Here is a 20,529-nt window from a genome sequence, read left to right as displayed (position 1 = left end):
ATTGGATAAAATAATAAATTTAATTAAAATATTTTTTATACAAGATTTGTAAAGTTTTAAATAATTCTCAAAATAATTCAAAATAATTCAAAATAAATAATTCTTAATAAAATAATACTACATAGTTAGTAACAATAGATTACAAAAAAGTTACAAGTTTTACAAAAATTATAAAATCTTGTGTATTAGTATTTTATCCGTATAAGTTTCACGTAAAAAGTAACCATAAATTATGGTCAGTTTTTGGAGGAGAAATATTATGAAAAGGAAAATATTAGTACCAATGTTTGCATCAGTTGTAGCATTATCAATGAACTCAGTTGCCAATGCAGATGAAAAAGCAAACGTAGAACAAAAAGAAGATAAACAAAATACTTTAAAATTAGATGAATTTAAAGATGTTTCATATAAAGTTGCAACTGTTAAAGATGGAGTAGCTGTAAAGATAAGAAAACAAGGTGAAGTTAAAAAAGTAGCTTACACTGGAGAGGAATTTAAAGTTTTAGGTATTCAAGGTGAGTGGGTAAAAATATCTGACAATGGTGAAGACGGTTGGTTACCAAAAAGATTTGTAGATATAAAAGAAGCTCATGGGTACACTACTGAAAACAAGGTAAACTTTAGAAAAGAAGCAAATACAGACTCTGATATAATAGATGAGTTAGATTTAGGAAGTTCACTTAAAGTTTTAGAGGACAAGGGTGAATGGGTGAAAGTTAAAAAAGGTGAAGATGAAGGGTATGTTAAAGCATCTTATATTTCTGATCAAGCCCCAGTTATAGAAGAACAAGTTGCTCAAGATAAGCAAAATTTAAATGATGCAGCTGTTGATACTAACGTAAGCAATAACGATACAGATAATAATGATGTAAATAATAATACAAATAATTCTTCAAGCACTAGCATGAATACTAACTCAAATAGCAACGCAAATAATTCTTTAAACACTGATAAAAATGCTAACTCAAACAGTAGTACAGATAGTGAATTAAATACAATAAAAAAACCTAGTTCAAATGAAAACAATGTACAAGCTGACAAGATAACTCAAGAAAAAAATGATTCTTACAATCCACCAGCAAGTAATACATCAGCTGCTCAAGCTGTAGTTAATTTAGCTTATGCTAAGTTAGGGTCACCATATGTTTGGGGTGCAGAAGGTCCAAATAGCTTTGACTGTTCAGGTCTTACATCTTATGTATATAGAAATGCAGCAGGAGTATCATTACCAAGATCGTCAAGTGCTCAAGCTGGATACGGACAAACTGTAAGTAGATCTAATCTTAAACCAGGTGATTTAGTATTCTTCTCAACTAATGGGACTGGAAATGTAAGTCATGTTGGAATATATGTAGGTGGAGGAACAATGATTCACTCGCCTAAGCCAGGTAAAAGTGTTGAAACAGCGAATATAAACTCATCTTACTATTCATCAACATTTGTTACAGCAAAAAGAGTTTTATAAATAGATTTTGATAAAAAATATTACTGGAATTAATAATTCCAGTAATATTTTTTTACTTAGATTTTAAGCATTAGTAGGAGGTGTGAAAACTCTAGTTGATAGCTCTTCATCTAGCATATATAAAGCAGCTGTATTTCCTTCACATCTTCTAACTTTTTTAAGAAGAGAATTAAAGGTATTTTCTTCTTCAACTTGTTCATCTATAAACCACTTAAGGAAACTTATAGTAGCATGTTCTCTTTCTTCGTTAGCAGTATCTGCAAGTTCATAGAATCTACTAGTTACAACTTGCTCATGGTTGTATCCTCTTTGGAAGGCATCTAATATATTCTCATAATCATTTTCTGGTTTAGCTATTTCTTCTAATTTAACCATACCGTTTTTTTGGAATATGTAATCATATAGCTTCATTGCGTGGAATAACTCTTCTTGAGCCTGAACTCTAAAGAAGTTAGCAAAACCACTTAGGTCAATAGATTCTGCATATGCTGCCATACCTAAGTAAGTATAAGAAGAGTAGAATTCAAAATTAACTTGTTCATTAAGTTGAGAAAATAATTTTTCGCTTATCATATAAAATCTCCTTTCTAATTTATATCTAATTAAAAGTTTAGCATAACGATTGATTTATATAAACAAAATTTTCCATATACTTAAATACATCTGTTGAAGTCTAACTAATAAATATCTTTATTAAGAAATCTAATACCAATTTATTTTAAGTAAAATAAACTAAAAATATAACATAGGAAAAATTAATTAAATTATACTTTAGGAACTGATCAGTTTAATTTATTTTTAAAGTAATCATCATTACAATTACTTTAAAAATAAATTAATACTTAAAACTAGGAAATAGTGTCATTATATTTGTTGAAACAATAATTATGGAACATATTGACATAAATATTAAAAGGTGCTAGAATTCAATCAGAAATAAAAATGCTTTTAAATTCAGTCCAGAGAGGCTGACAAGGAGGAAAAATAAAATGTTATTAAAAGGAAGAAATTTAGTCCAACCAGAAGACTTTTCAATACAAGAAATAGACGAGATACTATCTTTATCTCAAAATATAATAAACAATCCAGCAAAATATTCCCGTGTATGTGAGGGAAAATTACTCGCAACTTTATTTTATGAACCATCAACAAGAACAAGATTAAGCTTTGAATCTGCCATGCACAGACTGGGCGGAAGTGTAGTAGGTTTTTCAGAGCCAAATTCATCATCTGTATCAAAAGGAGAATCTCTAGGAGATACAATAAGGACAGTATCATGTTATGCAGATGTGATAGCTATGAGACATCCAATAGCAGGTTCAGCTAATGAGGCAGTAAAGTATGCGGAAGTACCATTTATAAATGCTGGAGATGGGGGAAATCAACATCCAACTCAAACACTTACAGATCTATTAACAATAAAATCTCTTAAAGGAAGTTTAGAAAATCACACTATAGGATTATGTGGAGACTTAAAAAATGGAAGAACAGTACACTCTTTAGTAAAAGCAATGGCTAGATACAAGGGAACTAAGTTTGTATTCATTTCTCCAGATGAATTAAAGATGCCACAATATATAAAAGAAGAAATACAAAATCAAGGTCATGCTTACTATGAAACTAATAACTTAGATGAAGTTATTGGAGGATTAGATATACTTTATATGACAAGAGTTCAAAGGGAAAGATTTGAAAATCAAGAAGAGTATGAAAAGCTAAAAGACTACTATATACTAAATAAAGCTAAAATGGTGAATGCATCAAAGGATATGCTAGTAATGCATCCATTACCAAGAGTAAATGAAATAAATATTAATGTAGATGATGATGAAAGAGCTGTATATTTTAAACAAGCAAAGTACGGAATGTTTGTAAGAATGGCTCTAATAATGAAATTACTAGGGATAAAAAATAATGTAGATGTATTAGAAAGAGAATTAGAGTTAGTACAAAATCTTTAATTAGCATATGACAAATGAGGGGAGAATCACATGTATAAAGTTATTGAAAATAGATATGTAGGCGAAGGAATGTACCTTATGAAGGTAGAAGGCAAATTTGAAGGTAAAATGGGGCAGTTTTATATGTTAAGGGCATGGGATAAATACCCATTACTTTCAAGACCTATAAGCATTCATGATATAGATGAAGAAGGAATAACATTCTTATACAAAGTTGTAGGGGAAGGAACGGAAATATTAAGCAAATTAGAAGTAAATGATACTATAAAGCTAGAAGGGCCATACGGAAAAGGATATGAAAAAGTAGAAGGTAGAATAGCTTTAGTAGGTGGAGGGATTGGAGTAGCACCATTATACTTAGTAGCTAAGAACCTAGATAACTGCGATGCATATTTAGGATTTAGAAATGAAGCTATACTAAAAGAGAAGTATGAAGAAGTTTGTAATGATGTTTATATAGCAACAGGAAATACATTTGTAACAGATATACTAGATGTAAATAAATACGATTACATATTAACTTGTGGTCCAACACCGATGATGGAAAAACTAGTTAAAATGACAGAAGGTACGAGTACTAAAATAATGGTATCATTAGAAAATCATATGGCTTGTGGGGTTGGTGCATGTTTAGTATGTACTTGTAAAACTCAATTTGGAAATAAAAAAACATGTAAAGATGGGCCAGTATTCTGGGGAGAGGACGTGATATTTAATGGCTAATCTAAGAGTGAAATTCGGTAAAATTGATTTTAAAAATCCTGTTGTAATGGCATCTGGAACATTTGGGTTCGGAAAAGAGTATAACGAAATTTATGATATACAAAAGCTTGGAGGAGTAAGTAGTAAAGGACTTACTTTAGAAAAGAGAGATGGCAACACTGGCATGAGAGTATGGGAAACACCATCTGGAATGATGAATAGCGTTGGATTAGAAAATCCAGGAGTTCAAGGATTTATAGATAATGAATTACAGTTCTTTAAAGAATTAGATTTAGTAAGAATAGCTAATGTTGGTGGTGGAACATTAGAAGATTATATAAAAGGTGTTGAATTATTAAATAATCAACCAATAGATATGATAGAGCTAAATATATCTTGTCCAAATGTTAAAGCTGGAGGAATGGCTTTTGGAATAAAAAACGAAGTGGCAAGAGAAGTTGTAAGAGAAGTAAGAAGTATAACTGACTTACCTTTAGTAATAAAATTATCACCAAATGCAGAAGACGTAGTAGGAATGGCAAAGGTATGTGAAGAAGAAGGTGCTGATGGAGTATCTTTAGTAAATACATTCAAAGCATTAGCAATAGATATACACAAAAGAAAGCCCGTATTTGACAATGTATATGCAGGATTATCAGGACCAGCAATAAAGCCAATAGCACTAAGAATGGTTCATGAGGTAAGCAAAAATGTCGATATTCCGGTAATGGGAATGGGAGGAATAACAAGCGCTAAAGATGCCATAGAATTTATAATGGCAGGCTCTACATGTATACAAGTTGGAACAGCAAACTTTATAAATCCTAAAATAGGGCTTGAGATAATAGATGGAATAGAAAAGTTTATGGAAGCTGAAGGAATAAAGACTTTAGATGAAATAAGAGGAATATTATAAAGGTACAATTAAATTAAAAGGGAATTATTAAATAAACATAAATTTTGGAGGGCATAAATATGAGTAAAGTAGATGTAATAGAAATATTAAAGAAAAGTGAAGCATTATTAGAAGGACATTTTTTATTATCATCAGGAAAGCATAGCAATAGATACGTTCAGTGTGCAAAAGTATTAAGATATCCACAATATGCTGAAGCGGTATTAAGTACAGTTGTTGAGCAAATAAAAGATTTAAATATAGATTTAGTAGTTGGGCCTGCTATGGGGGGAGTAATAGTTTCTTATGAATTAGGAAGACAATTAAATAAAGAAACAGTATTCACTGAAAGAAAAGACGGAGTAATGGAATTAAGAAGAGGATTTGAAGTTAAGCCAGGTGCTAAAATAATAATAGCTGAAGATGTTGTAACAACTGGTAAGTCTACAATTGAAACTAAAGAAGCTTTAGAAAAGTTAGGTGGGGAAGTTATAGGTGTTGCTTGTATAGCAAACAGAACTAGTCATGATATAGGAATGCCAATATATAGCGCTATAAAATTAGATATACAAGTTCATGATGTAGATGAGTGCCCCTTATGCAAAGAAGGAAATATAGAGTTAGTTAAGCCAGGAAGTAGAGAATTTAAAGAAATAGGAATGTAATATAAACAAAAAGACTAGAGATTAATCTCTAGTCTTTTTATAAAATATTGATATAAGAGTTATCTCAACCAACAAAATTATAAACATAATATAAGATTTATTATCTTCGAATAAATGATATTGCCAATTACTTCTTAAAAATTCATCTATAAAATATAACAAAAATATAGGTGCGAAAAATGAAATGATTATAGAAAATATAACTATGCCTATAACTATGAATATTTTATTTGAATTTTGAATCTATCCACAATTTGACCACCCTTAATAAATTTTAATCAATAGTAGTATACTATGGAACACTTGTAGTAATTTGTCATTTAATGATGTATTTAAATTTTTTTTAGGTATAATATTATGTTTAAAACTACTAAATATACTATTTATTTATATTAGATACATACTCTTTCAACTCATCAATAAATACTTGAGTTACGTTAGACGTAGTTATATTTCTTGGTAAAATTAAAGAAAAACATCTATAGTAAGATTCACCTATATCTATTACTGATATTTCATTATTTTTAACAGCAGGGCTTGTAACAAGGTCAGATATAATAGTTATTCCTATACCATTTCTAACAGCTTCTTTTACTGCATAGTTACTACCAAAAGTAATTATATTTTTAGGAATGATTTTATTATTATTTAAAAACATATCCATAAACTCTCTAGTACCAGAACCCTCTTCACGAGCAATCCAGCTTTGATCTTTTAGCTTATCAAAAGAAAAATTACTAGAATTAAGTTCATATTCAAAAGGTGTAGCTAAAACCATTTTATCTTTTAGGAAATAATCTTGATTAAAATCAGGATATATAGAAGTACCCTCGATTAAGCCTATATCAAAATTAAGATCTTTTAGGTGATTGCATATAACAGTAGTATTTTCTATGAATACTTCAACTATTACATCAGGGTATTTCTTTGAAAAACTAGCTAAAAATTGAGGAAGAAGATATTCTCCTATAGTTAAACTAGCACCAATTTTTATATGTCCTTTAAACGAATTTGAAGTATCTCGAACATCCATATATGTAAGGTCTACCAAATTTAAAATTTCCTTAGCTCTTTTATACAATATATATCCACTTTCAGTTATAAAAATATGTTTTTGTTTTATAGATCTATTTATAAGAACTACACCAAAGTAACTTTCTAAATTTTTTATATGAGTGCTTACACTAGGTTGGGATAAATTTAGGTATTCACCAGCTTTAGTAAAGTTTTTTAATTCTACGACTGAAATAAAAGTCTTTAATTCTTCTAGCAATTTAAATCCTCCAATTCTAAAAAATGTATAGTTTAACTTCATTTGTCTTAATAATTATTATATCATAAATAGCTATTAATAAAATTAATGATTATTATTTTTATTATTTATTTTACTTATGAATAGGATAGATGTATACTAAAAACATAGACGAGGACGAAAAGAAAGAAGGTATTATAAATGGATATTTCAAAAGGAGAAGTAAAGAATAATAAAAAATTTCAATATATAAAAGAAGTAAAAGAAATATTACCAGGTTTAGTTGTATCAGTATTAATAGGTTTAGCAAGTATGTTAATTGCTAAGGCAGTTCCAAAAATTGGAGCAGCAACTATATCTATATTTTTAGGTATGTTAGTAGGTAACTTATTCTTAAATCAAAAAGTATTTCATAAAGGATATAAATTCTCAGAAACTGATTTACTATCGTATTCTATAGTATTATTAGGAGCAACTTTAAGTATATCAACTCTAATGGAATTAGGATTCAATGGTATATTATTTATAGTAATTCAAATGGCTATAACTATAATAGGAGCTTTATATATAGGAAAAAAATTAGGATTTGGAGAAAATTTTAGATATCTAATGGCAGCAGGTAATGCGGTATGTGGATCATCTGCTATAGCAGCTACAGCTCCAGTCATTGAAGCTGATGATAAGGATAAAGGTATAGCTATAACAATAGTAAATGTTACAGGAATATTTTTAATGTTTTTACTTCCATTAATATCAGATTGGTTATACAATCTTGAACTTGTAAAAACATCAGCTATAATAGGTGGTACATTACAATCAGTAGGGCAAGTTGTTGCAAGTGGTGCTATGGTAAGTGAGCATGTAAAAGATTTAGCTACTATATTTAAAATAGTAAGAGTTATACTTTTAGTAGTTGTAGTATTCACTTTTGGTCATTTAAAAAATAAATCAAATACTGAAATAGTAGAAGAAGAGATACAAGATACTAAAAAGGGCAAAATAAAGGTTCCTTGGTATGTATTAGGATTCTTTATAACATGTGCTTTATTTTCTACAAGCATTATATCTCCAGAGGTATCTCATATTTGTAAACTGTTAAGCAATAAATTAGAAATAATAGCATTAGCAGCTATTGGATTAAGAGTAAATATAAAAGATTTAGTAAAACAAGGTAAGGCAGTATCTTTATATGGATTATTTGTAGGTACTTTACAAGTAATTACTGCAGTTATTTTAATAGGAATATTATTATAAAAGGGTGTTCATATGAACACTCTTTTATAATGTGAACATCAATTGTTTATTAAGTAAAGCAAGTTTAGTCACTCAAATAATACTATAAGTTAGGAGATTTATTATTAGAAGTATCTTCCAATAAGTCGAGTTTTTTAGCTAGAAGTTTAGTTGTACTACCTTGAACTATTAAAGTAACTAGGATAGCCATAAATGTGATAGAAGAGATTATTTCGTAACCAGGGATTTTCATAGTAGAAATTATACCGCAAAGTGCAGCAGGTATAACTCCGGTTTCTCTCACCCACATCATAAATAACAATTCTTTTTTTGTCCACATTGCTTTTCTGTCTGGGAGAGCACATATTAGAATACAGATTGGTCTTATTATAAAAATAAATGCTAAAACAACCAATAATGATGGTAGGAAATATTTTGATAATACAACTAATTCAACTTGACTACCTAAAATAATGAATATAGCCATACGGCATAAAGTTCCGAGGGTTTCAGCAACATAAAAATCGGCATCGTATGATTTTTGAGATAGCCAAATTTTGAAATTTTTTTTATTACCCGTAATTATTCCAACTATAAAGCAAGCCATATATCCACTTCCACCAAATTTAGTTGCAATTTCATAAGCTATAATAACTGAAAGGATAGATATTATTGGAGCAAAGTCCTTAAAAACACCATAAGGTTTATCATTGACTAGTTTTAAAAGTACAATACCAGTAATACAACCAACTAAAGAACCTACAATAATCATTATGGATAAATCCCATATATTTTGTGTCAAAGAAAACTTACCAGAAAGTAAAATGGTAACAATTGCAGAAGTCAAAATAGCCCCTGTAGCATCATTAAATGCCGATTCACTTATAACTGTTTGTGACACCTTATCTTTAACTTTAATTTTATTAAAAATAGGTACTAATGTAGCAGGGTCAGTAGATGAAATTATTGAACCTATGAGTAGAGCCGTAATAAAAGGAATTTGAAAGTTAAATTTTACAAATTGACTTACTAAAATAGATGAAATAATAACACCTAATGTAGAAAGTAAAAAAACAGTTATTTTTACATTTTTTAATATTTTTAAATTAATCTCTTTTCCACCTAAATAAAGTATGAAGGCAGAACCGAAAGTAAGGATAAGTTGCTTTTCTAGTTCAAAATAACTAAGATCTATCATTTCAAGAAAATAAGGTCCTAGTAAAATACCTGCTAGTAAAAATAAAACAACATCAGGGATTTTTAATGATTCACTTAATTTACTGCAGACAATACCGGTCATAGCAATAATTGAAAAAGTTATAAGTAAGTTATTACTTGCTATAATTTGAATAGAATCTTCCATTTAAAACACCTCACCTTTTAAAATATTAATACTATAAAAATAATATTATTTTTTATAGTATTAATATTTTTGAAAAATGTAACTGTCTAATATTATTAAAATATTATCAAATAGTTTACTTTAAATATATACTGAATTAAAGATTGTTCATATAAAAAGGAATGTAGTTTATACTACATTCCTAAAATTCTCTTTATTTCATGGCATAACATATCTACATGCTCTGGATTATTTACTAAATCTACCTTATCTATATTTACATATAGCACAGGTGACTGATCATATTCAGCTATCCATTTTTCATATCTGTTGTGAAGGTTCTTCCAATATTCTATATCAACGGCTTTTTCCATTTCACGACCCCTAAGCCCTATTCTATGAACTATAGTATCTATAGAACCATCTAAGTATATCATTAAGTCAGGTCTTCTAAGGTGAGGAACCATGTCATTAAATAAATCCCTATAAGTTATATAATCTCTTTTAGTCATTTTCCCATTATCATATAAATTTCTAGCGAATATTTCTACATCTTCATATATACTTCTGTCTTGTATATTGTTTAACCCATTACAGTCTATTTCCTTTTGTTGTTTAAATCTTTGGGCTAAGAAATATAACTGAAGGTGGAATCCCCATTTTTTTTGATCTTTATAGAAATCCTCTAAGTATGGATTTCCATCAACCTTTTCAAAATGAGTTTCAAAATTTAATTTTTCACCAATTATCTTTGTTAAAGTTGATTTTCCTGCACCAACATTTCCTGCCACTGTTATGAATAAGTCCCTATTTAGAGGCTTATTACATTGATTTACTAAATTAAACATGCTGTTTCTCCTTCTAATGCCTTTATTGCATTTTCTACTTTATCTATTATAAATTGTCTATCTTCTTCTTTATTTAAGAAATCTAGGTTTGAATTATCTATTTCAATTATCAATGGCTCTTTACCTACAAAGTTATGCTTTATAGATAAAGGGTTAAAATAATATTTATATTCTGTGCTTAGCTCATGTATATAATTTCTATCCATTTGTCTTTCAAAGCTTCTATCTCTCATAGCTATCCTTTTCATTAAGACATCTGTATTAGAGTTTAAGTAGATAACTATATCTGGTTGAGGCAAATCATTTACAAATATATTGTACATTTGCTTATATCTATGGAATTGATTATTATCAAGTGTTATACCAGCAAATATAAGATTTTTTATTATATGGTAATCACTAACAACTCCATGAGACTTATTTAATTGATTTTTTTCTATATCTTCTAATTGTTTTACCCTATTAAATAGAAAAAATGCTTCTGTTTGTAAAGCATATTCTTTAATATCAGTATAAAATTTTGATAAAAAAGGATTCTCTTCTACAATTTCTCTAAGAAGAGTATAACCGAAATGTTCATTAAGTATAGTTGCTAAAGTAGTTTTCCCAACACCGATAGGCCCCTCTATAGCAATAAATATTCCTCTATTTTTCATATGAAATCACCTTCTAAAAATAATATCTTTTGTATTTTATCAGAAAAAAATTTTAAATTCTACTCTAGAATTTTTAGGAAAAATTTGATAGATAGAATATAAGAAGATTTAATTTATATAAAATATGGGTAAATTAGTATTATTAAGAATAATCATAAAAAAGGAGTATATATAAATGAAGGTTTATGAAGAAAATAATACAGTAATATTAGAAGGTGTAGCAGATTTTAATCCTAAGCATATATTTGAATGTGGGCAATGCTTTAGATGGCATAAAGAAGCAGATAACTCATATACTGGAGTTGCAAAAGGTAGAGTGATAAATGTATCTGAAAAAGACAATAAAATATACTTAGATAATACAAATTTAAAGGATTTTGAAGAGATTTGGTATAATTACTTTGATTTGGGAACAAATTACACAGATATAAAAAATACTTTAAAAAACATGGATGAACATTTAAATAAGGCATCTGAGTTTGGTTATGGTATAAGGATATTAAAACAAGATGGATGGGAAATGTTGATTTCATTTATAATATCTTCTAATAATAGGATCCCAATGATACAAAAAGCAATAGAAAATCTATCAAGAAATTATGGAACTTATATTGGAAATTATAGAGGTAAGGATTATTATGCTTTTCCAACACCAGAAGAATTAAACAAAGCTTCGCAAGAAGAAATAAGAGCATGTCAGACTGGGTTTAGAGATAAATACATAAAAAGTACAACTGAGAGTGTAATAAAAGATAATGAAAATATATCTGGATATACAAGTTTAAGCACTGATGATTGCATAAAAGAATTAAAAAAATTCAATGGAGTAGGACCAAAGGTAGCTGACTGTATAGCTTTATTTGGAATGCAAAAGTATGATACTTTCCCTGTTGATGTATGGGTAAAAAGAGTTATGCAAGAATTTTATGTAAGTGAAGATATGAGTTTACCTAAAATGAGAACTTATGCTATTGATAAGTTTGGTAATTTAGCCGGGTTTGCACAACAATATTTATTCTATTATGCAAGGGAGCTTGGTATAGGCAGATAAAGATGAGGTAGAAATTATGAGTATTGGAGTTTTTTTGTTTTTAAGCTACTTAACCATATCGTATATTGTTGGGGCGATTATTTCTATGTCAATAATACTTGAGAATAGAGATCCTGCTAGAACTGTTACATGGTTACTCATTTTTATATTACTTCCAGGAATAGGTTTAGTTATATATGCTATATTAGGGAGAAATATGAGGAAGAGGAAATTATTTAAAACACAAAAGCTAGCAAGTAGTATAAGAGAAGAAAAGGTATTTGAAAATCTAGAGCGAATAGAGGAAATTGCAAATACAGAACAAAGTACAATTAATACAAATCAATTATTAAATGAAAATATAGAAGACTATAGCAAAAAAAGGGTAATAAGTTTACTACTTAATACAGGAAAACTTCCATTTACGACGAATAATAAAGTAAGTGTATATATTGATGGAAATCAAAAATTTAAAAATCTTCTAGAAGACATAAAAAATGCAAAAAATCATATACATTTAGAGTACTTCATTATAAAAGATAGTGAAATAGGAAGAGAATTAAAAGATTTATTAATCAAAAAATCCAATGAGGGTGTAAAGATAAGAATATTATATGACGATGTAGGATGTTGGAGGTTTTGGTTTTACAGAAAGTTTTTTAATGAAATGAAGGAAAATGGAATAGAAATAGTAGCATTCTTACCAGCTAAATTTCCATTGACAGGTGGAAAGCTAAATTATAGAAATCATAGAAAGATAGCTATAATAGATGGGAAAATTGGATACACTGGTGGCCTAAATATAGGGGATGAATATATGGGTAAGAACAAAAAGTTTGGATACTGGAGAGATACCCACATAAAAATAGAAGGAACCTCAGTGTATATGTTACAAATGATATTCTTAACAGATTGGTACTATACAACAAAAGAGATAATAACAGAAGATAAATATTTCCCAAGTCCTCAAAGATGTGGTAATAGTATGGTTCAAATAATAGCTAGTGGACCTGATAGTGATTGGGAATCTATACGATATGCTTATTTCTCAGCTATTTGCCAAGCTAAAAAAAGTATTTATATAGAAACTCCTTATTTTATACCAGATGAAAGTATACTTATAGCACTTAAAAGTGCAGCGCTAAGTGGAGTTGATGTAAGGATAGTATTCCCTAAGATAGCTGATCATAAGATAGTTAACAATGCTTCTTACTCATACTTTGATGATATATTAAAGTCAGGAGGTAAAGTCTACTTATATACAAAGGGATTTATACACTCTAAAATAATGACAATAGATGATAAAATAGCATCTACAGGCTCTGCTAATATGGATTTAAGAAGTTTTATGCTTAATTTTGAAATAAATGCATTTATATATGACAAAAAAATTGTAGAAAGAATGAATAAAGATTTTTTTGAGGATTTAAATAGTAGTGAAGAGTTAACATTAGATGAATTTTCTAAGCGAAAATTAGGTAAAAAGGTTAGAGAATCAATAGCTAGGTTGTTCTCGCCTATATTATAAAATTTAACAAAAACTATTGAAAAATATGGGAAGTTAATATATTATAATAATTGTTAGCACTCTAACTTAAAGAGTGATAACAATTATTTTGTTTATAATATATTTTAGATATTAGAATTTTTACATATTTACAATTCATTTAGGAGGGAAAAATATGAAAATAAGACCATTAGCTGACAGGGTAGTTATTAAAATGTTAGAAGCAGAAGAAAAAACTGCAAGTGGTATAGTTTTACCAGGAGCTGCTAAAGAAAAGCCACAAATGGCTGAAGTTTTAGAAGTAGGACCAGGTGGAATAGTTGACGGAAAAGAAATAGTTATGGAATTAAAAGTTGGAGATAAAGTTTTATTCCAAAAATATGCAGGGACAGAAGTTAAAATAGATGGGCAAGAGTACACAATATTAAGACAAAGTGAAATACTAGCAGTAGTTGAATAATAATAGGAGGGGATAGAAATGGCTAAAGAAATAAAATTTGCACAAGATTCAAGAAAAGCTTTAGAAAATGGTGTTAACAAATTAGCAGATACAGTTAAGGTTACATTAGGACCTAAAGGAAGAAATGTTATATTAGATAAGAAATTTGGTGCACCTCTTATAACTAATGATGGTGTTACAATAGCTAAGGAAATAGAGTTAGAAGATAGATTTGAAAATATGGGAGCTCAATTAGTTAAAGAAGTTGCCACTAAGACTAATGATGTAGCTGGAGATGGTACTACAACTGCAACAGTACTTGCTCAAGCTATAATAAGAGAAGGATTAAAAAATGTAACTGCTGGAGCTAACCCAGTATTACTAAGAAAAGGTATACAAAAAGCTGTTGAAGTAGCAGTTGAAGAATTAAAGAAACAATCAAGAACTATAGAAACTAAAGAATCTATATCTCAAGTTGCTTCTATATCTGCTGGAGACGAAGAAGTTGGTAAGTTAATAGCAGAAGCTATGGAAATAGTAGGAAAAGATGGAGTTATAACAGTTGAAGAATCTAAAACTATGCATACAGAATTAGATGCTGTTGAAGGTATGCAATTTGATAGAGGATTTGTATCTGCTTACATGGTAACAGATGTAGATAAGATGGAAGCTGTATTAAATGATCCATATATATTAATAACAGATAGAAAAATATCTAATATACAAGATATATTACCAGTTCTTGAGCAAATCGTTCAACAAGGTAAGAAGTTATTAATAATAGCTGAAGATGTAGATGGAGAAGCATTATCTACATTAGTAGTTAATAAATTAAGAGGAACATTTGAAGTTGTTGCTGTTAAGGCTCCAGGATTTGGAGATAGAAGAAAAGCGATGCTTGAAGATATAGCTATACTTACAGGAGGAACTGTTATATCTGACGAATTAGGATATGACCTAAAAGAAGCTGACTTAACTATGTTAGGTAGAGCTGGTTCTGTAAAAGTTACTAAAGAAAGTACTACAATAGTAGATGGATTTGGTGATAAGGTAGCTATAGAAAACAGAGTTAATCAAATAAAACATCAAGTAGAAGAAACTACTTCTGAATTTGATACAGAAAAGTTAATGGAAAGATTAGCTAAACTTGCTGGTGGAGTAGCTGTAATAAAGGTTGGAGCTGCTACAGAAGTTGAAATGAAAGAAAGAAAATTAAGAATAGAAGATGCACTTAACGCTACAAGAGCGGCTGTAGAAGAAGGTATAGTTGCTGGTGGTGGTACTGCATTGGTAAGTGTTATACCAGTTGTAGATAAATTAATAGAGACACTAGAAGGTGAAGTACAATTAGGTGCTAAGATAATAAGAAAATCATTAGAAGAGCCATTAAGACAAATAGCTATAAATGCAGGTCTTGAAGGTGCTGTAATAATACAAAAAGTAATAAATGAAGATGCTGAAGTCGGATTTGATGCTTTAAATGAAAGATATGTAAATATGATAGAAACTGGTATAGTTGACCCAACTAAAGTTACTAGAAGTGCATTACAAAATGCTTCTTCTATAGCTGGAGTATTTTTAACTACTGAGGCTGCTGTTGCAGACCTTCCAGAAAATGATGCTCCAATGCCAGGAATGGGTGGAGCAATGCCGGGAATGATGTAAATATAATTTACAAAAATATGAAAAGCTACCTCAATATTGAGGTAGCTTTTTGCTAATTAAATTTTTATTGCAAATGAACTATATGTGTAAAGTGTATGTATGCTAGATTTTTAGATTTATATATTTATCCTTTAAATTATCTTTATATAGATTTCTTAAATTATTTATAGTATCAGTATCTAGATTTGTTTTATTTATTAATGTAGCTTGATTAATATTAAAATAAGTAATAAAGTAATGATTAGACTCAAATACTTTATAAATCTGGTTATATTTAATCTTTATTTCACCTTCAAATACTGAATTATTAACTATTATAAAATCATTATAAAAATCTAATGTTTCTTGAGTATTAAATATCCCAGTAGCATCAGTTTTAATCCTTTTATTAATTCTTGATTCAATACGAATAAGTATCAGAGATACAAATATAAATGATAATAATATAAATATAATAAAGAAACTTTTTAAAGAGAAAGAGCCTTCACTATATATACAAAACATAGATATAGAAAAAAGCAATAAAATCATCTTGAAAATAGCAAATTTATCTTTGAAAAATGTTGATATGTACAGAAAATGCCTATAATCTTCTTTACTCAGGTTTGATTCTATTGTAAATAATTTAGATGTATTCATAAAAAACCTCATTTCTTTAGCTATATACAAGTACATTATATAATCAAATTCAATAGATTACAAATGAGTAAATAGTAAAGAGATTAATAATCAAATTAGCTTGAAATAGAAATGAGCACATATAAAAATGATAAATTAAATAATTTAAAATGAAGTAGGTTATGAATACAATCTTCATCATACATAAAATTAGGATTATGTATTACACAACAGTCTTTATTTAAGTCAGATTGATAACCGAGAAAGAAGAAAGTACTTTGATAATGGAAATAAATTTTGATTCTATAAATAAAATAATTGAATCCATTTAACATGGAAAGCTAAATATAATGGTTCTTATTTTTGGATGAAAAATAACAGCAAATGAACGAATTATAATTATGGAAAAATAATATATATACGGATATAATTTAAAGTATAAATTATAAAGTGAAAGGGGTAGTTTATGGACTTAAGGGAGTTATTAAGTGAGTTTAAAAATGATAATATAGACATAGAAGAAGCGTTAGATAAGTTAAAAAAGCTACCCTATGAAGATTTAGGGTATGCCAATATAGATCATCACAGGCAAATAAGAAATGGATACCCAGAAGTAATTTACTGTGAAGGTAAAAATGATGAGCAAATAATAGGTATTATAGAAAAGATGTATGAAAAAGGATCTAACATATTAGGTACTAGATGTAGATTAGAAACATATGAGAAAATCAAATCTATATATGATAATTGTGAATATGATAAAACATGCAAGATCCTAAAGATAAACAATCATCCTATAGAAAATAAGGGAAAAGGAAAAATATTAGTTGTTACAGGTGGAACTTCTGATATACCAGTAGCAGATGAAGTATATCATACTGCTAAGTTCTTAGGTAATGATGTTGGGAGAATATATGATGTAGGTGTGGCAGGAATACATAGACTGTTATATAGGACAGAAGAGTTACAGAGTGCAAGGGTAATAGTAGTAGTTGCTGGTATGGAAGGTGCTTTACCTAGTGTAGTAGGAGGACTTGTAGATGTACCAGTTATAGCAGTTCCAACTTCAGTTGGGTATGGTGCAAACTTTAATGGCTTATCAGCTCTTTTAACTATGTTAAATAGTTGTGCATCGGGAATATCAGTAGTAAATATAGACAATGGATTTGGTGCAGGATACTTGGCATCTATGATAAATAAATTAGATTAGAAACGGCAATTAACGTTAAGGAGTTGTATTATGGGAGAAAGAATACTTTATTTAGACTTGGTTAATGGTATTTCAGGAGATATGACCATATCAAGTTTGTTAGATTTAGGGGTGCCTAAAGAAATATTCTTAGAAGAAATTAATAAACTAAATATAAAAGAAGAATTTGAAATTAAGATTACACCTAAAAATGAAAGTGGAATACTTGGAACGAATGTAGATGTTATAACTAAAGAAAATAATCCACATAGGCATTTAGTAGATATATTTGAAATTATAGATTCTAGTTACTTAAGTGATAAGGTAAAAGAAATGGCTAAGAAAGTATTTCTTGTAATAGGTGAAGCTGAGGCTAAAGTACATGGAACGACTATAGATAAAATACACTTTCATGAAGTGGGAGCAATAGATTCTATAGTTGATATAGTAGGTTCATGTATTTTAATAGATCTACTTTGTATAGATAAGATATATGCAAGTACTGTTCCTCTTGGGTCAGGATTTGTAAAATGCGACCATGGTGTTATGCCAGTACCAGCACCAGCAACATTAGAAATATTAAAAGGTGTACCAGTTAAGTTAAATAATGTGAAGGGTGAATGCACAACTCCAACAGGAGCAGGTATAATAAAGGCATTATGTAATGATTTTGTAGATGATATAGAGTTTGAAGTGAATAAAGTAGGGTATGGAATAGGATATAAGAAGTTTGAAGTACCAAATATGCTAAGAAGTATTTTAGGTATAAAAAAAAACAGGAAATAGTATATGAAATAACTACTAATATTGACGACATGTCATCAGAGGTATATTCGCACTTATACAATAAAATATTACAAGAAGGAGCTCTAGATATATATACTGAGAGTATATATATGAAGAAGAATAGACCAGCAGTAAAATTATCGGTTATATGTAAAGAAGATGATTTAGAAAAAATAACCGAACATTTACTAAAAGAAACATCTACTTTTGGAGTGAGATATTCTAAGTATAATAGAGTGACATTAAAAAGGGAATTTCGAAAAATCGAAACTATTTATGGTAAAGTATCTGTAAAGCTTGGGTACTACAAAGGAAATTTAATAAAAGTAACACCTGAGTATGAAGATTGCATAAAAATAGCAGATAATTACGGGATATCGTTTACAAAAATTCTTCTAGAAATTAACAATATTATATATAAAGAATTTAATATAAAGATATTGACATAAATAATAAATTTTGATAAATTAGGATTTAACCTAAAGAAATTATTTATAAATGAATACATACCATCACTCGTATATACTCAGAAATATGGTCTGAGAGTTTCTACCGAGATACCGTAAATATCTTGACTATGAGTGAAATTATTATCACAGAATATCATATAAAGTAAACTTGTAGGCTGATTAAAATCCTTACAGGTTGGCTAGAACAGATATTTTGGAAACCTGTATAGTAATTTCACTTTTATGAGAAGTAAGATGAAGTTATTATGCAGGTTTTTTTGTATACATTTATAACACGAATAAATGATTAAAAAAATGGAAATAAAATTCGTATAAATAAAAAATAAAGGGAGGAGAACTACCATGGCAACTATACTAAAAGAAGGCTTAACTTTTGATGATGTTTTATTAGTTCCTCAAAAATCTGAGGTATTACCTAAAGATGTTAAATTAGAGACTTATTTAACTAAAGAAATAAAATTAAATATTCCTCTAATGAGTGCAGGAATGGATACTGTTACTGAATCTAAAATGGCTATATCTATGGCTAGACAAGGTGGAATAGGAATAATACACAAAAATATGTCAATAGAAGAACAAGCATTAGAGGTTGATAAAGTAAAGAGAAGTGAAAGTGGTGTAATAGTAGATCCTTTCTACTTATCAAAAGACCATTGTATACAAGATGCAGATGATATAATGGCTAGATATAAAATTTCTGGGGTACCTATAGTAGATGAAAATAATAAGCTAATAGGAATAATAACTAACAGAGATATAAAATTTGAAGATGATATGACTAAGAGTATAGAGGAAGCTATGACTAAAGAAAACTTAGTAACAGCTAAGGAAGGAATCGATTTAGTTGAAGCTCAACAAATACTTAAAAAGCATAAAATAGAAAAGCTACCTATAGTAGACGAAGAAGGTCGTTTAAAAGGATTAATAACTATAAAAGATATAGAAAAGAAAATACAATACCCAAATTCTGCTAAAGATGCTCATGGAAGACTTTTATGTGGTGCAGCTGTCGGAATAAGTGCAGACTTATTAGATAGAGTAGATGCATTAGTTAAAGCTAATGTAGACGTTATAGTATTAGATAGTGCACATGGACATTCAAAGGGAGTTATGGATGCAGTTAAAAAAGTAAAAAATGCTCATCCACAGCTTCAAGTTATAGCAGGAAATGTAGCAACACCAGAAGCAACAGAAGATTTAATAAAAGCTGGAGCAGACTGTGTAAAGGTTGGTATAGGACCAGGGTCAATATGTACTACAAGAGTAGTAGCAGGTATAGGGGTACCACAATTAACAGCTGTAATAGATTGTGCAGAAGTTGGTAAAAAATATGGAGTGCCTGTAATAGCAGATGGAGGAATTAAATTCTCAGGAGATATAGTTAAAGCATTAGCAGGTGGAGCAGCAGTATGTATGATGGGATCAATGTTTGCTGGAACTGAAGAAAGTCCAGGAGAAACAGTTCTTTATAGAGGTAGATCATACAAAACTTATAGAGGAATGGGCTCTATAGGGGCAATGGAAAGAGGATCAAAGGATAGATATTTCCAAAATGATGCTAAGAAATTAGTTCCAGAAGGTGTTGAAGGAATGGTTCCTTACAAAGGCAAAGCAGAAGATATAATATTCCAAATGATAGGTGGAATAAGAGCTGGTATGGGATACTGTGGAGCACCTACATTAAAAGATTTAGCAGATAATGCTCAATTTGTTAAGATAACAGCAGCATCTTTAAAAGAAAGTCATCCACATGATATAACAATAAGCAAAGAAGCACCAAACTATAGTATGCAAGGGGAGATATAA

Annotated in this window: 20 protein-coding genes and 1 riboswitch; of the genes, 14 read left to right on the top strand and 6 right to left on the bottom strand. The window is 29.0% G+C overall.

The annotated features are described in order from the left end of the window. Positions 1 to 259 precede the first annotated feature (259 nt). Positions 260 to 1,465 (top strand): NlpC/P60 family protein, encoded by a 1,206-nt coding sequence (locus ABHC41_RS10710; protein ID WP_242977258.1) that lies wholly within the window; start codon positions 260 to 262, stop codon positions 1,463 to 1,465. A 63-nt stretch (positions 1,466 to 1,528) separates the two neighbouring features. Here ABHC41_RS10710 and ABHC41_RS10705 read toward each other — a convergent pair whose 3' ends face one another. Then, positions 1,529 to 2,038 carry a ferritin gene (locus tag ABHC41_RS10705; RefSeq protein WP_092921965.1) on the bottom strand — a complete coding sequence of 170 codons (510 nt, stop codon included), beginning with the start codon at positions 2,036 to 2,038 and terminating at the stop codon, positions 1,529 to 1,531. A 416-nt stretch (positions 2,039 to 2,454) separates the two neighbouring features. On the opposite strand from ABHC41_RS10705, the gene pyrB reads away from it, so the two are divergent. The 4 genes from pyrB to pyrE are packed head-to-tail and all read left to right on the top strand — an operon-like array spanning position 2,455 to position 5,688. Beyond that, the gene (gene pyrB, locus ABHC41_RS10700; RefSeq protein ID WP_166506095.1) at positions 2,455 to 3,426 is read left to right on the top strand and encodes an aspartate carbamoyltransferase; all 972 of its coding nucleotides are present in this window, start codon (positions 2,455 to 2,457) and stop codon (positions 3,424 to 3,426) included. Between the two features lie 30 nt (positions 3,427 to 3,456). Beyond that, positions 3,457 to 4,149 carry a dihydroorotate dehydrogenase electron transfer subunit gene (locus ABHC41_RS10695; protein ID WP_166506094.1) on the top strand — a complete coding sequence of 231 codons (693 nt, stop codon included), beginning with the start codon at positions 3,457 to 3,459 and terminating at the stop codon, positions 4,147 to 4,149. Further along, positions 4,142 to 5,044, top strand: a complete 903-nt coding sequence (locus ABHC41_RS10690; RefSeq protein ID WP_166506093.1) for a dihydroorotate dehydrogenase — start codon at positions 4,142 to 4,144, stop codon at positions 5,042 to 5,044. The genes ABHC41_RS10695 and ABHC41_RS10690 overlap by 8 nt, the downstream gene beginning before the upstream one ends. A gap of 59 nt (positions 5,045 to 5,103) precedes the next feature. After that, complete coding sequence (gene pyrE, locus ABHC41_RS10685) at positions 5,104 to 5,688, top strand: orotate phosphoribosyltransferase (protein ID WP_166506092.1); 585 nt, start codon at positions 5,104 to 5,106, stop codon at positions 5,686 to 5,688. A 379-nt stretch (positions 5,689 to 6,067) separates the two neighbouring features. On the opposite strand, the gene ABHC41_RS10680 is transcribed toward pyrE, so the two are convergent. After that, a complete protein-coding gene (locus tag ABHC41_RS10680) occupies positions 6,068 to 6,961 on the bottom strand; it encodes a LysR family transcriptional regulator (RefSeq protein WP_166506091.1) in 894 nt (297 codons plus the stop codon). A 180-nt stretch (positions 6,962 to 7,141) separates the two neighbouring features. Here ABHC41_RS10680 and ABHC41_RS10675 point away from each other — a divergent pair, with 180 nt between their 5' ends. Then, entirely contained in the window at positions 7,142 to 8,194 is a 1,053-nt protein-coding gene (locus tag ABHC41_RS10675; RefSeq protein WP_166506090.1) for a putative sulfate exporter family transporter, read from the top strand. Positions 8,195 to 8,276: 82 nt separating this feature from the next. On the opposite strand, the gene ABHC41_RS10670 is transcribed toward ABHC41_RS10675, so the two are convergent. The 3 genes from ABHC41_RS10670 to ABHC41_RS10660 form a co-directional block, all read right to left on the bottom strand. Then, the gene (locus ABHC41_RS10670; RefSeq protein ID WP_271893812.1) at positions 8,277 to 9,536 is read right to left on the bottom strand and encodes a sodium:proton antiporter; all 1,260 of its coding nucleotides are present in this window, start codon (positions 9,534 to 9,536) and stop codon (positions 8,277 to 8,279) included. 173 nt (positions 9,537 to 9,709) lie between these two features. Next, on the bottom strand, positions 9,710 to 10,363 hold the full coding sequence (locus ABHC41_RS10665; protein WP_092921992.1) for a deoxynucleoside kinase: 654 nt from the start codon (positions 10,361 to 10,363) through the stop codon (positions 9,710 to 9,712). Further along, positions 10,351 to 11,019: a deoxynucleoside kinase gene (locus ABHC41_RS10660; protein WP_092921995.1), complete on the bottom strand. Its 669-nt coding sequence runs from the start codon at positions 11,017 to 11,019 to the stop codon at positions 10,351 to 10,353. The genes ABHC41_RS10665 and ABHC41_RS10660 overlap by 13 nt, the downstream gene beginning before the upstream one ends. 175 nt (positions 11,020 to 11,194) lie before the next feature. Between ABHC41_RS10660 and ABHC41_RS10655 the strand changes: the two genes are divergently transcribed. The 4 genes from ABHC41_RS10655 (at position 11,195) to groL (ending at position 15,660) form a co-directional block, all read left to right on the top strand. Continuing rightward, positions 11,195 to 12,070, top strand: coding sequence for a DNA glycosylase (locus ABHC41_RS10655; protein ID WP_092921998.1), 876 nt, complete (start codon positions 11,195 to 11,197; stop codon positions 12,068 to 12,070). Positions 12,071 to 12,086: 16 nt separating this feature from the next. Continuing rightward, a complete protein-coding gene (cls, locus tag ABHC41_RS10650; protein WP_166506088.1) occupies positions 12,087 to 13,577 on the top strand; it encodes a cardiolipin synthase in 1,491 nt (496 codons plus the stop codon). 154 nt (positions 13,578 to 13,731) lie between these two features. Beyond that, the gene (locus ABHC41_RS10645; protein WP_092922004.1) at positions 13,732 to 14,016 is read left to right on the top strand and encodes a co-chaperone GroES; all 285 of its coding nucleotides are present in this window, start codon (positions 13,732 to 13,734) and stop codon (positions 14,014 to 14,016) included. An 18-nt stretch (positions 14,017 to 14,034) separates the two neighbouring features. Next, positions 14,035 to 15,660, top strand: a complete 1,626-nt coding sequence (gene groL / locus ABHC41_RS10640) for a chaperonin GroEL (RefSeq protein WP_195238489.1) — start codon at positions 14,035 to 14,037, stop codon at positions 15,658 to 15,660. 102 nt (positions 15,661 to 15,762) lie between these two features. On the opposite strand, the gene ABHC41_RS10635 is transcribed toward groL, so the two are convergent. Beyond that, positions 15,763 to 16,299, bottom strand: a complete 537-nt coding sequence (locus tag ABHC41_RS10635) for a hypothetical protein (protein WP_195238491.1) — start codon at positions 16,297 to 16,299, stop codon at positions 15,763 to 15,765. A gap of 445 nt (positions 16,300 to 16,744) precedes the next feature. Here ABHC41_RS10635 and larB point away from each other — a divergent pair, with 445 nt between their 5' ends. The 4 genes from larB to guaB all read left to right on the top strand — a co-directional run bounded on the left by larB (position 16,745) and on the right by guaB (position 20,529). Continuing rightward, positions 16,745 to 17,488 (top strand): nickel pincer cofactor biosynthesis protein LarB, encoded by a 744-nt coding sequence (larB, locus tag ABHC41_RS10630; protein WP_166506087.1) that lies wholly within the window; start codon positions 16,745 to 16,747, stop codon positions 17,486 to 17,488. Between the two features lie 30 nt (positions 17,489 to 17,518). Then, complete coding sequence (locus tag ABHC41_RS10625; protein ID WP_195928862.1) at positions 17,519 to 18,253, top strand: LarC family nickel insertion protein; 735 nt, start codon at positions 17,519 to 17,521, stop codon at positions 18,251 to 18,253. 29 nt (positions 18,254 to 18,282) lie between these two features. After that, positions 18,283 to 18,702: a nickel insertion protein gene (gene larC, locus ABHC41_RS10620; protein WP_195238495.1), complete on the top strand. Its 420-nt coding sequence runs from the start codon at positions 18,283 to 18,285 to the stop codon at positions 18,700 to 18,702. A 47-nt stretch (positions 18,703 to 18,749) separates the two neighbouring features. Then, a riboswitch (purine riboswitch) is annotated at positions 18,750 to 18,851 on the top strand. 214 nt (positions 18,852 to 19,065) lie between these two features. Next, on the top strand, positions 19,066 to 20,529 hold the full coding sequence (gene guaB, locus ABHC41_RS10615; protein ID WP_092922022.1) for an IMP dehydrogenase: 1,464 nt from the start codon (positions 19,066 to 19,068) through the stop codon (positions 20,527 to 20,529).

This window comes from Romboutsia sp. 1001216sp1 (genome assembly GCF_039841805.1).
GTDB classification, from domain to species: Bacteria; Bacillota; Clostridia; order Peptostreptococcales; family Peptostreptococcaceae; genus Romboutsia_C; species Romboutsia_C hominis.
Note: the sequence above shows the minus strand (reverse complement) of the source record. Positions and strands in the feature narration are given on the sequence as shown.

Coding starts and splice junctions, on each gene's coding strand:
- ABHC41_RS10710 (WP_242977258.1), top strand. CDS start 260: ATGAAAAGGAAAATATTAGTACCAATGTTTGCATCAGTTGTAGCATTA.
- ABHC41_RS10705 (WP_092921965.1), bottom strand. CDS start 2,038: ATGATAAGCGAAAAATTATTTTCTCAACTTAATGAACAAGTTAATTTT.
- pyrB (WP_166506095.1), top strand. CDS start 2,455: ATGTTATTAAAAGGAAGAAATTTAGTCCAACCAGAAGACTTTTCAATA.
- ABHC41_RS10695 (WP_166506094.1), top strand. CDS start 3,457: ATGTATAAAGTTATTGAAAATAGATATGTAGGCGAAGGAATGTACCTT.
- ABHC41_RS10690 (WP_166506093.1), top strand. CDS start 4,142: ATGGCTAATCTAAGAGTGAAATTCGGTAAAATTGATTTTAAAAATCCT.
- pyrE (WP_166506092.1), top strand. CDS start 5,104: ATGAGTAAAGTAGATGTAATAGAAATATTAAAGAAAAGTGAAGCATTA.
- ABHC41_RS10675 (WP_166506090.1), top strand. CDS start 7,142: ATGGATATTTCAAAAGGAGAAGTAAAGAATAATAAAAAATTTCAATAT.
- ABHC41_RS10670 (WP_271893812.1), bottom strand. CDS start 9,536: ATGGAAGATTCTATTCAAATTATAGCAAGTAATAACTTACTTATAACT.
- ABHC41_RS10665 (WP_092921992.1), bottom strand. CDS start 10,363: ATGTTTAATTTAGTAAATCAATGTAATAAGCCTCTAAATAGGGACTTA.
- ABHC41_RS10660 (WP_092921995.1), bottom strand. CDS start 11,019: ATGAAAAATAGAGGAATATTTATTGCTATAGAGGGGCCTATCGGTGTT.
- ABHC41_RS10655 (WP_092921998.1), top strand. CDS start 11,195: ATGAAGGTTTATGAAGAAAATAATACAGTAATATTAGAAGGTGTAGCA.
- cls (WP_166506088.1), top strand. CDS start 12,087: ATGAGTATTGGAGTTTTTTTGTTTTTAAGCTACTTAACCATATCGTAT.
- ABHC41_RS10645 (WP_092922004.1), top strand. CDS start 13,732: ATGAAAATAAGACCATTAGCTGACAGGGTAGTTATTAAAATGTTAGAA.
- groL (WP_195238489.1), top strand. CDS start 14,035: ATGGCTAAAGAAATAAAATTTGCACAAGATTCAAGAAAAGCTTTAGAA.
- ABHC41_RS10635 (WP_195238491.1), bottom strand. CDS start 16,299: ATGAATACATCTAAATTATTTACAATAGAATCAAACCTGAGTAAAGAA.
- larB (WP_166506087.1), top strand. CDS start 16,745: ATGGACTTAAGGGAGTTATTAAGTGAGTTTAAAAATGATAATATAGAC.
- ABHC41_RS10625 (WP_195928862.1), top strand. CDS start 17,519: ATGGGAGAAAGAATACTTTATTTAGACTTGGTTAATGGTATTTCAGGA.
- larC (WP_195238495.1), top strand. CDS start 18,283: ATGTCATCAGAGGTATATTCGCACTTATACAATAAAATATTACAAGAA.
- guaB (WP_092922022.1), top strand. CDS start 19,066: ATGGCAACTATACTAAAAGAAGGCTTAACTTTTGATGATGTTTTATTA.